Origin of the sequence: Rhizomicrobium sp. (genome assembly GCA_037200385.1) — a bacterium.
Taxonomy (GTDB): Bacteria; Pseudomonadota; Alphaproteobacteria; order Micropepsales; family Micropepsaceae; genus Rhizomicrobium.
In genome coordinates this window covers 4,059,993-4,073,746 of the sequence record JBBCGL010000001.1, presented here as the reverse complement: position 1 = coordinate 4,073,746, position 13,754 = coordinate 4,059,993, and the positions used below count along the sequence as shown (strand labels likewise).

Annotated in this window: 17 protein-coding genes and 1 tRNA gene; 6 read left to right on the top strand and 12 right to left on the bottom strand. The window is 61.9% G+C overall.

Annotated features, from left to right (window positions below; all coding sequences use genetic code 11):
* From WDM91_19570 to WDM91_19550, 5 genes are all read right to left on the bottom strand, one after another.
* Positions 1-390 (bottom strand): hypothetical protein, encoded by a 390-nt coding sequence (locus WDM91_19570; GenBank protein MEI9996807.1) that lies wholly within the window; start codon positions 388-390, stop codon positions 1-3.
* Positions 391-503: 113 nt separating this feature from the next.
* A complete protein-coding gene (locus WDM91_19565; protein ID MEI9996806.1) occupies positions 504-1,124 on the bottom strand; it encodes a hypothetical protein in 621 nt (206 codons plus the stop codon).
* A 76-nt stretch (positions 1,125-1,200) separates the two neighbouring features.
* Complete coding sequence (locus tag WDM91_19560) at positions 1,201-1,590, bottom strand: hypothetical protein (protein MEI9996805.1); 390 nt, start codon at positions 1,588-1,590, stop codon at positions 1,201-1,203.
* Positions 1,591-1,653: 63 nt separating this feature from the next.
* Positions 1,654-2,349 carry a class I SAM-dependent methyltransferase gene (locus WDM91_19555; protein MEI9996804.1) on the bottom strand — a complete coding sequence of 232 codons (696 nt, stop codon included), beginning with the start codon at positions 2,347-2,349 and terminating at the stop codon, positions 1,654-1,656.
* The gene (locus tag WDM91_19550) at positions 2,346-2,732 is read right to left on the bottom strand and encodes a VOC family protein (GenBank protein MEI9996803.1); all 387 of its coding nucleotides are present in this window, start codon (positions 2,730-2,732) and stop codon (positions 2,346-2,348) included. Before WDM91_19550 ends, WDM91_19555 begins: the two co-directional genes overlap by 4 nt.
* 238 nt (positions 2,733-2,970) lie before the next feature.
* On the opposite strand from WDM91_19550, the gene WDM91_19545 reads away from it, so the two are divergent.
* The gene (locus WDM91_19545; GenBank protein MEI9996802.1) at positions 2,971-3,714 is read left to right on the top strand and encodes a helix-turn-helix transcriptional regulator; all 744 of its coding nucleotides are present in this window, start codon (positions 2,971-2,973) and stop codon (positions 3,712-3,714) included.
* On the opposite strand, the gene WDM91_19540 is transcribed toward WDM91_19545, so the two are convergent.
* A complete protein-coding gene (locus WDM91_19540; protein ID MEI9996801.1) occupies positions 3,701-4,132 on the bottom strand; it encodes a CBS domain-containing protein in 432 nt (143 codons plus the stop codon). The two genes, WDM91_19545 and WDM91_19540, sit on opposite strands and share 14 nt — an antisense overlap.
* Before the next feature lie 636 nt (positions 4,133-4,768).
* On the opposite strand from WDM91_19540, the gene WDM91_19535 reads away from it, so the two are divergent.
* Positions 4,769-4,862 (top strand) — tRNA-Ser (locus WDM91_19535).
* A gap of 197 nt (positions 4,863-5,059) precedes the next feature.
* Positions 5,060-6,277 carry an integrase arm-type DNA-binding domain-containing protein gene (locus WDM91_19530; GenBank protein ID MEI9996800.1) on the top strand — a complete coding sequence of 406 codons (1,218 nt, stop codon included), beginning with the start codon at positions 5,060-5,062 and terminating at the stop codon, positions 6,275-6,277.
* Between the two features lie 381 nt (positions 6,278-6,658).
* Here WDM91_19530 and WDM91_19525 read toward each other — a convergent pair whose 3' ends face one another.
* From WDM91_19525 to WDM91_19510, 4 genes are read right to left on the bottom strand one after another with little or no spacing between them, the layout of a single operon-like run.
* Positions 6,659-7,984 (bottom strand): hypothetical protein, encoded by a 1,326-nt coding sequence (locus WDM91_19525; GenBank protein MEI9996799.1) that lies wholly within the window; start codon positions 7,982-7,984, stop codon positions 6,659-6,661.
* Positions 7,975-8,496: a hypothetical protein gene (locus tag WDM91_19520; GenBank protein MEI9996798.1), complete on the bottom strand. Its 522-nt coding sequence runs from the start codon at positions 8,494-8,496 to the stop codon at positions 7,975-7,977. The genes WDM91_19525 and WDM91_19520 overlap by 10 nt, the downstream gene beginning before the upstream one ends.
* Complete coding sequence (locus tag WDM91_19515; GenBank protein MEI9996797.1) at positions 8,444-8,920, bottom strand: hypothetical protein; 477 nt, start codon at positions 8,918-8,920, stop codon at positions 8,444-8,446. The genes WDM91_19520 and WDM91_19515 overlap by 53 nt, the downstream gene beginning before the upstream one ends.
* Positions 8,921-8,924: 4 nt before the next feature.
* The gene (locus WDM91_19510) at positions 8,925-9,467 is read right to left on the bottom strand and encodes a hypothetical protein (GenBank protein ID MEI9996796.1); all 543 of its coding nucleotides are present in this window, start codon (positions 9,465-9,467) and stop codon (positions 8,925-8,927) included.
* A gap of 142 nt (positions 9,468-9,609) precedes the next feature.
* On the opposite strand from WDM91_19510, the gene WDM91_19505 reads away from it, so the two are divergent.
* Positions 9,610-9,957 (top strand): helix-turn-helix domain-containing protein, encoded by a 348-nt coding sequence (locus tag WDM91_19505; protein MEI9996795.1) that lies wholly within the window; start codon positions 9,610-9,612, stop codon positions 9,955-9,957.
* Entirely contained in the window at positions 9,958-10,518 is a 561-nt protein-coding gene (locus WDM91_19500) for an ImmA/IrrE family metallo-endopeptidase (protein MEI9996794.1), read from the top strand.
* Between the two features lie 279 nt (positions 10,519-10,797).
* Here WDM91_19500 and WDM91_19495 read toward each other — a convergent pair whose 3' ends face one another.
* Together WDM91_19495 and WDM91_19490 are read right to left on the bottom strand one after the other, a co-directional pair.
* Positions 10,798-11,880 carry an XRE family transcriptional regulator gene (locus WDM91_19495; protein ID MEI9996793.1) on the bottom strand — a complete coding sequence of 361 codons (1,083 nt, stop codon included), beginning with the start codon at positions 11,878-11,880 and terminating at the stop codon, positions 10,798-10,800.
* A gap of 1 nt (position 11,881) precedes the next feature.
* Entirely contained in the window at positions 11,882-12,472 is a 591-nt protein-coding gene (locus WDM91_19490; protein MEI9996792.1) for a hypothetical protein, read from the bottom strand.
* A 142-nt stretch (positions 12,473-12,614) separates the two neighbouring features.
* Between WDM91_19490 and WDM91_19485 the strand changes: the two genes are divergently transcribed.
* Positions 12,615-13,751: a hypothetical protein gene (locus WDM91_19485; GenBank protein MEI9996791.1), complete on the top strand. Its 1,137-nt coding sequence runs from the start codon at positions 12,615-12,617 to the stop codon at positions 13,749-13,751.
* The last annotated feature ends 3 nt before the right edge of the window (positions 13,752-13,754 follow it).

The following is a 13,754-nucleotide window of genomic DNA, read 5'->3' as shown; positions in this document are numbered from 1 at the left end:
CTACCGCGCGTCGGCGACGGCGATGGCCGGGGCGTGCACGTCGTGGGCGATGATCACGTCGTGCGCACGGCTGTAGACCAGATCGTCGCGGTCCAGCCAGATCTGCTCCGACGGCATGTCGCTGAGCGCGACGCGGATGCGCTGCACCCGGCCCGCGCCATTGGTCGAGACCGCGACGACACGGCCGAAGGTCTTGCCCGAATTGAACTGGACGGCGACGTCGCGGAAGGCGCGCTGCGGATCGGCGATGGCGGCGATCGGGGTGGTGCGGACGGTGGCGCTCGCCTGCTCGCCGGCGGCGGCACTGGCGTCGTTGCCGGCAAGGCCCGCCGTGGCACCGCCGGCAAGGATGGCGGCGACAGCGGCGACGGCGAATTTCGAGATGGCCATGACAGCAGCGCCTTCAGGTTCATTTCAAGAACGCGGGCCGGAGGCCGCCGTTCCGTGACAAAAGCGAAAGGCCGGCACGATGGCCGGCCTTTCGTGCTTCTTACGCAACACTCCTAGAAGCGCGGAGATGGGGTATGCGACATGTCGTAGACCTGGTCGCGGGTGAGGTCGGTGACCGCGACGCGCGCCGCGGGATCGAATCGCAGATCGTCGGGATCGAGCCAAGCGACATCGCCGCCGCGCAGATGGACGGCGACCCGGGTCACATGGCCGTCCCGGTCGACATCGACGTCGCGGATGCGTCCGACCGCTATGCCGGCACGGGCATTGACGCGCAGGCCCACCAGATCGCTCTCGGACATGCCGTCGACGCCGCGGAAGCGGCTATAGCCGTAGAATGCGTCCCAGCGATGGACATAGCCTGCGCGCTCGGCGTGGTAGCGGGCACGGTCGCGTTCATAGGCGGCGCGGTCGGCCTGGTTCTCCTGGATCTTGCGGTCGTAGTCGGAGCGGGCGGCGTTGTAGTCTGCATTCGGCTTCGCCGTGGTGGCGGCGTTGTCGTCCGCATCCGTGTCGTCCGCATCCGTCGCGTCGTCGGCGGCATCGCTGTTGAGCGTGTTGGTCTGCGTGCGCTCCGCCGGCGTCGGATTGGTGTGATAGACGTTTTGCGCGAAAGCCGGCGCGATCAGCGCGAGGGTTCCGGCCAGCGCAGTACCGAGTAGCAAGCGGTTCATGAAGCACTCCAAAGTTTGACTGGTCCTACAACGCAGCGCTCCGGCGGCCGTTCCGGGAACCGCAGCGCCGGTGCGCCTATGGGACGCGATTGGCCGGACAATTGGTCGAGCCGGGCAGCGTCGCGGGCGCGCCCGCCTGCGGTGCCGGACCCGGCGCGCAGAGCGGGCTGGGCGTCGGGCAGGACGGGACCGCACCCGGCACGCAGCTGGTGGTCGGCGACGGCATCACCGTGCCCGTCGTCCCCGCCGTCGTGCCGTCCGGCAGGGCGGTGCCGTCGGGGCTGACACGGGTGCCGGGCGTCGCGCTCGGAGTCCTGTTGGAGCCTTCCGGCGTCTGGTTGGCATTCGGCATCGCGGTGGTGCCATTGGACTGCACGGGCGTCTGGTTGGCATTCGGCATGGTCTGGGCGGTCGCGGCGCTCAGCACCATGGCCAAGGCGGCGCCCGCAAAAACGGCGTGTTTCATGTTTTTCTCCCGTTGTGGAAGAGCAACGCCGCGACCGAGACCCTGTTCCGCTTGTTCCGGGAACTAGATCCGCACCGTCACCTCCAAGCCGCCTTCGAAAGGCAGCGTCATGCTGCGCAGCCGGTTCGCGGGATCGGCGATGAAAGCGAAATAGGCGTCGTAGCCGCGGCGGGCGGACACGGTGTTGTCGGCGACGACGACCGAGCCCGGCCGCAGATGCGGCGCGATCCGCGCCATCGCGGGCATCACCGCCTCGGTCCAGATGTCGAGCAGCACGAAATCGACCGGGCCTGGGATCGCGCGCAGCGTCTCCCTGAGATCGCCTTCGCGCAGATCGACGAAGGCGGCAAGTCCCGCGGTTTCGAAATTGCGGCGCGCGGCCCGCGCCTTCACCGGTTCGTATTCGGTGGCGATGACGACGGCGCCCGATCCGTCTTCGGCACCGGACGCGGCGGCGTTGTCGCGCAGCGCGGCGGCGAGATAGAGCGTCGAGACGCCGAAAGAGGTGCCGCATTCCACGACGCGCCTTGCGTTCAGCGCCCGGCAGAGCAGATAGCAATACTCCGCCTTGACCTTCTCCAGCGCCACCATCTTGTCGGCGAAGAAGGCGTTGCTCTCGCCGTCGAAACCGTCCCAGCTCAGCGTGCCGTCGGCGATGCGGCGGCGGAAATAGCCTTCGATCGCGTCGGTCTGGCCTTCGCTTCGGGCGTGCAGCGCGTCGAGGAAGGCTTCCAGCGCCGGATCGTCCAGCACGCTCACGACGCGCGCCGCTGCGCTTCGTAGGCGGCGTCGTATTTCATCGCGCCGACCCGGTTGCCCTCCGGGTCGTCGAAGTAGAGCAGCTCGCCCACCGTCTCGATGCGCATCTTCGGCATGGTGATGGTGCCGCCCGCAGCGCTCACCCGGCGCGCGATCTCGTCGACGTCGTCGACCCCGACGGTGATCTCGAAGGCGCGGTAGCCGGTGCCGGTGAGCGGCTCCCGCCGCGTGTGCAGCGAGCCTTCGAGGCCGGCGCCGCGGATCAGGTAGAAGCCGGGCGGCCCCCAATCCTCGAAGCGCCAGCCGAACACGGTTTCGTAGAATTTGCGGGCGCGGACATCGTCGTCGACCATGATGGAGAAGAACTTCACGTGGTTGGGCATGGGGCATCTCCTGTTTCCTCCGCCGGGTCACGGGGAGGTTGCCGAGCAAAGCGAGGCGGAGGGGCCAACGTCGGCATCTGCCCCCTCCACCATCCGCCTACGCTGAAGCTCCGGCGGATGATCCCCCTCCCCCCGTAACCACGAGGGAGGAAAAGATCGAGGTGGAGATTAGCCGCCCAGCCGCCCGGCGCGATACAGCACTCCTGACAGGTTCTGTCGAAAATGCGACAGTGGCGCCATGGGATATGCGCTGCGCAGCGTCGGACTGACTTATGGGGACGGGCACGTGCTCGAACCCCATGCCCATGACTGGGGCCAGCTGATCTTCGCGAGCAGCGGGACGATGCGGGTCGCGGCGGCGGCCGCGCTGTGGTTGGTGCCGCCGGGCCGGGCGCTGTGGGCGCCGCCGGGCGTCGTGCATGCCATCGCGATGCGCGGCACCGTGGCGATGCGCACGATCTATGTGCCGCCGGAGCGCGCCGCCGCCCTGCCCCCGCAATGCGCGGCGCTCGAGGTCGATCCGCTGCTGCGCGCGCTGATCCTGCACATCGTCGAACGCGGCATGCTGCGCGAGGACGCGGCGGCGGATGCGCGGCTGGCCGGCGTGTTCCTCGACCGGCTGGGCGCGGCGCGCGGGTTGCTGCTGCAGCTGCCGATGCCGCGCGACGTCCGGCTGCGGGCGCTGGCGGAGCGGCTATGGGCCGATCCCGCCGACGGGCGCACGCTGGCGGCGCTGGCGCGCGCCGCCGGGATCAGTGTACGGACGATCCAGCGGGGCTTCCTGGCCCAGACCGCGATGCGCTTCGTCGCATGGCGCCAGCGCCTGCGCCTGATCCATGCGGTCACGGCGCTGCATGGCGGCGCGAGCGTCACCCAGGCCGCGGCGCAGGCGGGCTATGCCAGCACCAGCGCCTTCATCGCCGCCTTCCGGCAGCAGATGGGCGAGACGCCGGCGCGCTATGCGAAGCTCAGGCCGCGGTGATGTATTCGCGCAGGGAGGCGGCTTCCTGCACCGTTTCGGCGATGCGGGTCTTCACCACGTCGCCGATCGAGACGATGCCGGTCACCAGGCCGTTGTCGAGCACCGGGACATGGCGGAAGCGGCCGATGGTCATCATCTCCATCAGGTCCTGGACCGTGTCGCAATCGCTGCAGGTGGCGACGGCGCGGGTCATATAGGCGCTGACCGGACGGGCGAGCGCCGAGACGCTCTCCTCCGCGACGGCACGCACCACGTCGCGCTCCGAGATGATGCCGGCGAGCGCGCCGGCGGCATCGCGCACCACGACGGCGCCGATGCGCTTGCGCGCGAGCAGGCGGGCCGCCTCCGACAGGGTGGCGTCGGCGCTTATGGCGATGACCTCGCGGCCCTTTTCGCCCAGGATGTGTTTGACCAGCATGTGTCGCTCCTCCAAGACGGTGTTGCCGACCGCATCGAGGACCCGCGGCAAATCCGGAGCCGCAGGATGCGGGGCGGAGCTGCGGCGGGGCTGGCGCCCGATGGGTCTGCCCCCGCTGTGGCAGAATGCTGCGCCTGTCGGGCGGTTGCCGCAAGCTTTGAATCGCGGCACCGCCGGACTTTGCACGCGACGGCTACCGCAAGTGCGAGATGGGCGGTGCGCAGGCCGGCGAGGCGAACGGCAGAGACGAGATCGCCGCCGGCTCCGTCGAGCAGCACGAGGTCGCCCTCGATGTCACACAGCGTTTGGCGGGCGTCACCTTCGCGGATATCGACCAGGCCGGGAAAGGCCGGCCGCCTCCAGGTCGGAGCGCGCCTTTGCAACCTTCGAGGACACGAATCCGGTGCCGGCCAGCTGCCCGCCGCCATCGTCACGGCGCCTCGCGCCGGTGTGGGCGAACGCATCGTTGACGAGATCAGGAGACTTGTTCGGCACCCGACACGGTCGACCAGCGAACATCAGGTTCATCCGGACGCGCTCGGTGCGTGGATTCCACGCAAGAAAAAAGGCTTGCGTTGAGGAACAAAAAAGGGCCAGAAGTCTGAATTCCTACAACGGAATGTCTGAAAAGACGCGGGAGCTGTGGCCGAGAGGCTGAAGGCGGCGGTTTGCTAAACCGTTATACGTTTGTAAAGACGTATCGAGGGTTCGAATCCCTCCGGCTCCGCCAGTCTACCGTTCGCCGGTGTTCGCCGTTGCCCGCGATATCCTAGAAGACACAAGCACTTACGCTCTAATGTGCGTCCGTGGTCGTTCTCCAATGTTCGGCCAAAACCGCGTCAAGCTGGTGGGTAGAGTGGTGGGTACAGATGACAGCGGGTTTGGCGGAAGACATGGGATTCGAACTCGGGTGGCACCGAGGTATGTATGGTGCTCCTGCTTCATCGACTGTCTGCCCTCAAAGTATCGAAGCTCTGCGAACCTGGCTACTACGCCGACGGTGACGGGCTCTATTTGCAAGTAACCGCGGGCAATGGCGGACCTGCCAAATCGTGGTTGTTCCGTTACTCGCTGAACCAGAAGCGACGCGAGATGGGGTTGGGTCCGCTCGGGACCTACTCGCTCGCGGAAGCGCGCGATCTCGCAAAGGTGTGCCGGAAATCGGTAAACCAGGGCGTCGATCCGATCGATGCACGACGCGCGACACGTATGAAAACCGCGCTCGATGCCGCCAAGAACGTGACCTTCAAGATCTGTGCCGAGAAATACATCGCGTCGCATAAGGCGGCTTGGAAAAACAAAAAACACGGCGCGCAATGGACAGCCACGCTTGAGACCTACGCCTATCCGACGATCGGCGATCTGCCGGTACAGAGCATAGAAACCGGACACATCGGCGATATCCTGGAACCGATCTGGTCGACCAAAGCCGAAACCGCTGGCCGCGTGCGTGGGCGCATTGAAGTGATTCTTGATTGGGCAAAGGTGCGCGGCCTCCGCACGGGCGACAATCCCGCGCGCTGGCGTGGCCATCTCGACAAGCTCTTGCCGGCGCGCTCGCGCGTGCGCAAGGTCAAGCATCATGCGGCGCTTCCGTATGCCGAACTGCCGGCATTCATGACCCTGCTTAGAGACGAGAACGGCGTCGCGGCGCGCGCATTAGAATTCCTGATTCTGACCGCGGCACGCACGTCGGAAGTTCTCGACATGCCCGACACCGAGATCAAGGAGGGTGTCTGGATCGTTGACGCGTCTCGAATGAAAGCCAGCCGCGAACACCGCGTGCCGCTATGTACCCGAGCGCTAGATATCATCGCGGAGATGAAGCGGTTCTATACAGGACCTTACGTATTTCCTGGGCTCAAACTCAACAAGCCGCTGAGCAACATGGCGCTGCTCGTACTCCTGGAGCGAATGGGCCGCCCGGATCTCACAGCGCACGGTTTTCGCTCAACGTTCAAGGATTGGGTGTCGGAATGCACCGATTATTCCGGTGAACTTTCGGAGATGGCACTCGCGCACGCCGTTGAAGACAAGGTCGAGGCCGCATACCGGCGCGGCGATCTATTCAACAGGAGAATCGGGCTGATGCGGGATTGGGCAACATATTGTGAGGGGAGATTACTCCCGCCGCGCGCCAGTTGAACTTTCAACATCTCGTTATGAGCGGTGTGTTCGAAAGAGGAAAACGGCGGAAATGCTAACTTTTGCATTCAATATCGTGCAATCGCGTTTGATGAAGATACAAGGGGTTATATCGAAGTGCGTGCCGTTTGCGTGCCGCAGCTTTATGGGGCCCATGCCTCGCCACTGCGTGGATTTACAATCCTCTCCGAAAAGCCATTTGGCGGGATCCCTAGTTTTTGGACTTCTATGGCGCCGCCGTGGCGCCCTCAAAAGCTTCCAGACCTTTGCAAGCCATCATGCATCAGCACAGGCAAAAATATTGAACCTCCGCCGCTTATAGAGGCAATTCTACCTCGTGCGCCACGTTCCCCGGTCTAGTCGATAGAACCATTCCGTCACTTAAGTCGTGGGGTGACCCGCATGGCTGGCACCTCGAGCTGAAAAGGACCGCGAAGGAGCTTTCCGCCGCTTGCTGAGATTTGATACTCTTCCGACCTCATTTTCCGGACAGGGGCAGTTCGACACCACCGCGATCAACCGCGCCACGGCCATGGCGGCCGCAAGCGCGCTGACATAGGGAACGGCGGTGCTGGCTCCGCCGATTTCGCTGGCGCCGCAGCGGCCGATGTCCGCTTCCAATTCCTTATATGTGTCTCTCTCCAGGATCTTTTCGTCCTTGGGCTCGTCTTCCTGCTTCGCAAAATGCCGGTCGATCGGGCTGTGTTGGTCAAAGACGGTGACGCGGAATCGGTCGGCTTGATCGGCAGTGCGTCCGAGGCCGGCGTCAATGATGCAATCAAAGCCGGTGCTGGCCATCCCCTTGCGCGCCTCGACCCGATCCACGCCCGACAGGGCCATGCGAGGATCGTCATCTTCAAGTCTATCGTTCTGAAGGAGCCGCCGGTCCACCCGCCGCACATTGAACCCGCGCGCCGTTGTGAAGGCTTCGGCCGCCTTGGTCTTGAGCTGGCCAAAGACCTCTTCATGCACGAGAACCGACGTTCCCCAGTTGTCCTCGCTGATGCGGTCGCGATCCTGAAGGACGAGCTCGAGCTTCTGGGGGTCTTCGTAAGGCAACGATGCCAGGGCCCAGATATATGCCTGCCCAAGATTGCCAAGGCCGATCATCCAGAGCGCGCCGGGCAAGAACACCTCGGCAAAATCCGGCGGTGTTTCGGTTTCACTAACGGGCCAAAGATCAATCTCGCGGTCGGTCGTTACCTTCAACCCGCGTTCCGCGTCAAAGGCGGCGCCAACGGCCATCGCCCCTGCGGCGATGCCGGTGAGCGGATTGTGTCCAGCGTCAGAACCCGTGCGCGGGTGGGCGTCGACACCGGCACGCCATCCGCTCCACCAGGGGAAGAGCGCACCTTCCACCGCATTTTCGGCGCCCATGCCGATCTCGATCCGTTGACGGGGCGGCCCGTCGAAGGTTCTCGCACCAACGAGCCGGGCTGCTCCGCCGATCGTTTTTGCGGCCAGCGGAAGACAGGATTTCAAGGGCAGGTCGAGAGAGCCCGTGACCTTGACGCCGCCGGCGAAGGTGCGGCTGCCGACCGACACCGCCGTGAGAATCGCGGCATGCGCCACGGGCGAGGTCGCCTGTGGGCCGATCGCGATTTCGAGGGTCAAGGCCTTGAGGCGCGCTTCCGCATCCGGAAAGCCGATATCGTCGGCGTCCACGAGGATCTTGCTCACCCGCGACAGGCGGCGGTCTAGCGCCATGGCCACCATCCGACATGAAGCGGCGGTGCGGCCTTGAAGCTGTTGTCGCGCCACCGGCGATTGCCCTGGTATTCGTAGATGCCGATCTGGCCTGGCCTCGTTCCCTCCGCGGCGTAATCGGGCAGGATGAAGGCGATGTGACCGGCCTCCGCCATGATGGGATTGCCTTGGTCCGACGGGCTCTGGCCAAAGCCGTAGGGGTGGACATGCACATCCGCGACGACTTCGCGCTTCGTCCGGCGGCAATGCTCCCAGAGCTTGCCCAGCCTGCGGCCGTCGATCACTACGATGCCCGTCGCGAGTGCGTCGGGGTCGATATCGTCGTAATAGACAAATTCCTCGATACGTCGCGGCCTCGCTTTCGAGCCGAGCAGAAAGGCGCCGCTTTCCCGCCAGCCGCCCGCGCGGCGCCGGAGTTCGGCGACGCCGGCGTCCCAGACGGCCGCGTCACAGAGGATGTCAGGCGGCGGCCCGAAGGCGGAGCGTACGAGCGTTGCTATTAAGGATGCCATGGAGATCTTCGAAGATGAAAAGGAGGCTGCGGTCCGGTCGCCAACAGAGGCTCGGCATGTTTGGCGTATTGGCGTCATGGGGACCGGTTTTGCGGTCCCACGGACGATAGACGGTGTCCTCGCCCCAGTGCTGAAAAGTCTTCTGGAGTCGCGGTCCGCCTTTCGGGCGGAGCGCGGGCGCGAGGGGCGCATCGCGGCCCAGGTCCCAGATGCGGACCATGGGATTCTGGGCGGGGAAGTTGGAAAGCTCCGCCCAGAAGCCGTACTCGGTCTCGCTGCCGTCAGGCTCCGTCGCCGAAACTGCAAACCGCAAGATCGGCGCCTGCCAGGAAACGATGCGCCAGCGCCCACCCCTGCAACCCGCCAGGAAGGCGGGTTGCGCGAGGTCGGCCTCGACCTTGGCGGTGCTAGGATCGGTGATCATCGTCTTAGCCGTTCGAGATCTTGCCACGGATGAGATCGAGCGCCAGCGTCTTGTGCTTGCCGGCGAGGTGGCCGACATGCTCGTCGCCGGGCAATTCAGTTTCTGAGCCATGCAGGGCCAGTTCCATTTCGCTGGCCATCGACGGGTCGATGCAGAACTCCTTTATCGACCATTCGAGGACGTGATCGATGGTGGCGCGACGCTTGAACTCCTTCGCCCGCTCCTGGCCACCGTAATAGACTGTGACCAGCACCCGCTCTTTGCGGTGAACATGATGCGTGTGGTGGTGCGGATAGGCCTCGTTCACGATAACGATATCAGTGAGGGCTTCGAGCTCATCGCCCCTGAAGATCTCGATCTCCTCCACGGTGACGCCCTGCTTCAGGGCGATCTCGGCGAGGACGACGGAGATGCTGTGGCCATGGGCGATCGGGACCACCTCAAAGACCTCAACGCCGGCCTTGACCGAAATTTCACATTCACCGGCGCGGGCCTGGTGCCCGCCCGCCCCGCCCTCGACAGGCGCTTTTTCGACAACATCACTCATGACAGGCCTCCAAGGCTGGTTGCTATCGCTAAAATCCAAATACTTGGCCAGATTGCGATATCGCAACCAGTTCGAGTAATCTAATCAGGAAGTGCTTCGATTGCAATATCGCAATTGGTTTAATTTTCACAATGGAGTGCCCATGCCAGAAGACCGTTTCGACAGCGAGGCCTTCTACGCTGCCTTGAACGCCGCCCGACTGAGCAGACAAAAGACTTGGAAGGATGTTGCTGAAGAAGCCGGCGTAAATGCCTCCACCCTCTCCAGAATCGGGCAAGGGGCCAAGCCCGACGTCAACGGATTAGCCTCGTTGCTCACTTGGGCCAACCTTAAAGCAGAGACATTCATACGTGGCGCCAACAGGAAGAAAGGTGAGCCGCTCGCCGAGATTACCGCCCTGCTGCGCGCCGATCCAAATTTGAGCAAGACAAACGCCAAGATCATCGAAGATATCGTAATTGGCACCTACAGCAAATTGCGGAGCACGTAAGTGGGATTTCGGCGGGGTTTCAAAGCCGAAGCAAATCGGATCGCCCTGCGCATTCGCGAGGGGATGGGCCTGGACGCTATTGCGCCCATCGACCCCGAGGCCGTTTGCGCGCGCTTTGAAATCCAGCTCATCAAGCTCAGCGAACTAGATCCGCGCTGCCCGCTGCTTCGCAATAGTTCAGAATTCTCGGCGGTAACTGTTCCACGCGGGCACGTTACTGCTATCATCCACAACGACCGGCACCATCCGCATCGCCAACGCAGCAACATTTGCCACGAGCTGAGCCACTGCTTTCTAGGCCATAAATGTACCCCGCCCCTAACCGAGGACGGGAACCGCACTCGCGATGGCGGCATCGAGGCAGAAGCCAACTTCCTAGCCGGCGTTCTGCTCATTCCCAACGAAGCCGCGATCCATATCGTCCGAGAAGGGTTGGTTTCTCAGGCGCAAAATCTCTATGGCGTGAGCGGACCTATGCTTACCTATCGGCTGCGGGTCAGTGGAGCGCACGTCATTCACGAGCGTCGGATGAGACAGGTGCGTCCCAATCGCCGTGCTTGAGTTCGAGTGCTCAACTCATAATTCTGTGTGACCGATGATGGGTGGCAGCGATAGATATTCTAATTCAAGCCATTGCGGCACGTCATGTGTAATTCGTGTGCACAAAGAGATCCGCAATCACCAATCTAGATTCAGTTTGAGGAGTGTAGAGCCAGCGCGACCTACGACCAGATCACGCGAGACAATGCATAACGACAAACGCGCGCAGAAACCGCAAAGAGCGTACCGCGACCATCTAATTCAGGTTCTTTCATCGCAATTTTTCCTTTCGAAGTTGAATCATTTCACCACATGCAAGAAAGAACGCTGATTACCTGGCTGAATGCCATAAAGATCGCGCAGATCATTTATGTCGATATGAAAAAGTCCTGCCACGTCTTCGGGCTTGTATTCTAAATCGGTCGTATGAAGGTTGAGCAGAGCGGGAAAGAGATCGGCCTGTTCGGGCTCAAAATCTGTATCGGCCGGCTCTCTGGTACGCCACCCCAGTTGAGAGATGCGCCGCCACAACCGATCGGCTGGATAATGCCCCAACACGCCGACCTCCTTTGCTTGGTACAAAAGGGATTGCATTGAGACACGCCAATAGGCTTTCGCGCGCGCCAGTGTTTCCAGCGTGATTTTGCGCCCGATAAAATAGCGATAGAGCTCTTTAGCCGGCGTCAGTAATTCGCCCGCAAAAGTATTGGCCTCTTCTTCCATGGTATCGGTCGGCACGCGATGCATGATCACATGGCCGATTTCATGCGCGAGTGAGAAGCGCATGCGGTCGGCGGGAACGTTCTTGTTCAAGAAGATGCAGGGCGGCAAGTCACGCTCCTGCATCGTCACGCCATCGATCTTCGTGTCCAAATCGCACATCACCACCAAAATGCCAGCGCGTTCTGCATAATGGATCAGATTGTCAATTGGACCAGGCGGAATCATCCATGCGCTTCGGACCTTACGCGCGATCTCACGCGGGCCGCCGGCATCATCAACGTCATAGCGTGGCCGAGGCAATTCCTCCTCGGTCTCCGTCGCCTTCAAGAGACGGCGGACATGCATGAGGCGGATATTCAATTCTGCGTGGAGCCGCTTCACGGTTTTCTCGCCGACACTCTCCTTCTTGCGATGCATAGGATGCATGCTGAGAGGCAGTCCTGCCATGTGATCCGGCTGATAGAAGAAGCTGACTGGGAATGCCAAGGTCTTGGCAATGCGCCCGACGTTCTCCTCAGCGGGATCGCCCTGGAGCAGACCGCTCTCGATGCGGGAATAATGTGGCTGGGTGAGGCCCGCGCCGGTTGCGACCGACGCCTGACTCCTCTCCCGATACTGCCGCGCGAGCAGCAGCAGATGATGATTGAACTGATCAGGCATGTTACTCGCCCGACTTTTTCTTCTTCTCGGCGTCCGGTTTCTTGACCTTCGCCAGCTTCGCAGTGGACCTCTTTTCGGTAGCAGGGCGCAGGACCATCGGCTTGGCATCTTCGTCGAACTCGAACTTCCAGATCACCTCGTCGCCATCGCGGGCCACAACGCCCGTCCATACGATCTCGGTGTTGTACTGGTTGAGGACGTACACCGCCTCGACGCGCTGCTCCCCGGCATAGCCAAACAGGTCGGGTGTCACTTCATGAAATAATTCGGCGAGTAGGGTCGGGTAGTTGCTCGAGTGGAGCTTGGCGTCGGCCTTCTTAAAGCGCACCAGTACCAGTCCGTCGAAGATGAAGGAGACCGTATCAAAATGCTCGTCGACATGGACGCCATGATCGCCAGCGAACAATTCGATTGCCTTCTCGACGGTGGCTTCCCACATCAAGCTCGCCCGGGTGCAGCCCCGGCGGAACTTCAAATGATCGGGATGGGCTTTGGCTCGCGCCCAGCCATATTCGATGGCGGCCTGCAGCTTGGACACGCGGCCATTGTCGGCCAAGGTGTTTCTTACGATGCTTTCGACCGGTTTTGCCATTGAATCTTCCCGCCCTTACCGTATATATATCAGATACTTAAGCGAAAAACACACGAAGATACACACAAAATATGCGCCGAGTTATACGTCTCGTCAACCGACGGCGATGCGAGCAACTCCAAGCAGGGCTTCGGACATTTGGATGTTCTATTCACGCAAACTGAACAGAGAAACCGGGCAGGTCGAGGTCTGGGAATGTGAATGGTCCAATCCCGGTACCGGGATGGCAAAGAAAGAATTCATTCGCAAGCACGCCGACGAAAGCGATGTCGAATTTGAACATGAGCAATACTCGGCGGCGGCGGCCGTGTGTTGGGCGCCCGGTCGGACAATCGGGAACATCGCGGTCAGCTCCGAGGAGGTGTTTGGTCATTTCGAGGGAAAATCTGGCAACAATGCCCTTCTCCCATGCCACATCGTTCCCTGTGGGAAATTTCGCAACGGGGCATCACGCTGGTATTGCAAAACGCACCAAATTCACTGGGGGACGAATGCGGATATAGCCGCGTTGCCGGAATCTGGCGAGGTCTTGTGCAGCAACCATCTCACTGAGATGAGTTATGTCGTTGATCCCCTCGAAGTTTCGTTCAACGAGTACGAAGAGATAGGTATTTGGTGTTCATTGCCCCCTGCCCTCTCTAGCCGGCCGATCGAGAGGCGTGCACCGAAGATTCATGTGCACAAGCGATTTTCTGGTGCCGAGAAGAAAGTCTTGGACCGCGACTTTGATGCGATCGTGTGTTCTTACAACCAGGATGCCGGTCTTTTCGTCAGCACCGAAATCACCATGATTCAAATCACGCCGCCGGCGGCGTTTGAGTTTGTTCGGTCCATTGAAGAGCAGTACGAGACAGCCTGCGTCACCTGCAAGAAATGCGGCTATCCTCACCTGGACCTGGGAAGCTTTGCACGCACGCCCCATTCCAAACATTTCTGCGGCAACTGTGGTAACGATAGCATCTGGAGTAGCAAGAAAATCGTTTCAACTCCGCTCAAGCCGCTCCACGACCAGTTCAGTAATAGCAATACTTACGTGCCGCCCGATCGGCGGCTCAACCTTGATGAATACCCCGACCACCACTTCGACATGTGGTCATCGACGCCGGCGGTGCTTTGGACGGCAAATCGGCCGCAGGAACTGGGCATCCATGTGCATGTCTACGATGGCGAAACTACCCGTCGGGTCGTCGACGACACATTCGCGGACGTGACGCTGAACGGGCAATCGCTGGATCGCAAGGATCTGTGGCAGCGCATGACCGCCAATACGGTGTACTAGTAG

Coding starts and splice junctions, on each gene's coding strand:
- WDM91_19570 (MEI9996807.1), bottom strand. CDS start 390: ATGGCCATCTCGAAATTCGCCGTCGCCGCTGTCGCCGCCATCCTTGCC.
- WDM91_19565 (MEI9996806.1), bottom strand. CDS start 1,124: ATGAACCGCTTGCTACTCGGTACTGCGCTGGCCGGAACCCTCGCGCTG.
- WDM91_19560 (MEI9996805.1), bottom strand. CDS start 1,590: ATGAAACACGCCGTTTTTGCGGGCGCCGCCTTGGCCATGGTGCTGAGC.
- WDM91_19550 (MEI9996803.1), bottom strand. CDS start 2,732: ATGCCCAACCACGTGAAGTTCTTCTCCATCATGGTCGACGACGATGTC.
- WDM91_19545 (MEI9996802.1), top strand. CDS start 2,971: ATGGGATATGCGCTGCGCAGCGTCGGACTGACTTATGGGGACGGGCAC.
- WDM91_19540 (MEI9996801.1), bottom strand. CDS start 4,132: ATGCTGGTCAAACACATCCTGGGCGAAAAGGGCCGCGAGGTCATCGCC.
- WDM91_19530 (MEI9996800.1), top strand. CDS start 5,060: ATGGTGCTCCTGCTTCATCGACTGTCTGCCCTCAAAGTATCGAAGCTC.
- WDM91_19525 (MEI9996799.1), bottom strand. CDS start 7,984: ATGGCGCTAGACCGCCGCCTGTCGCGGGTGAGCAAGATCCTCGTGGAC.
- WDM91_19520 (MEI9996798.1), bottom strand. CDS start 8,496: ATGGCATCCTTAATAGCAACGCTCGTACGCTCCGCCTTCGGGCCGCCG.
- WDM91_19515 (MEI9996797.1), bottom strand. CDS start 8,920: ATGATCACCGATCCTAGCACCGCCAAGGTCGAGGCCGACCTCGCGCAA.
- WDM91_19510 (MEI9996796.1), bottom strand. CDS start 9,467: ATGAGTGATGTTGTCGAAAAAGCGCCTGTCGAGGGCGGGGCGGGCGGG.
- WDM91_19505 (MEI9996795.1), top strand. CDS start 9,610: ATGCCAGAAGACCGTTTCGACAGCGAGGCCTTCTACGCTGCCTTGAAC.
- WDM91_19495 (MEI9996793.1), bottom strand. CDS start 11,880: ATGCCTGATCAGTTCAATCATCATCTGCTGCTGCTCGCGCGGCAGTAT.
- WDM91_19490 (MEI9996792.1), bottom strand. CDS start 12,472: ATGGCAAAACCGGTCGAAAGCATCGTAAGAAACACCTTGGCCGACAAT.
- WDM91_19485 (MEI9996791.1), top strand. CDS start 12,615: ATGTTCTATTCACGCAAACTGAACAGAGAAACCGGGCAGGTCGAGGTC.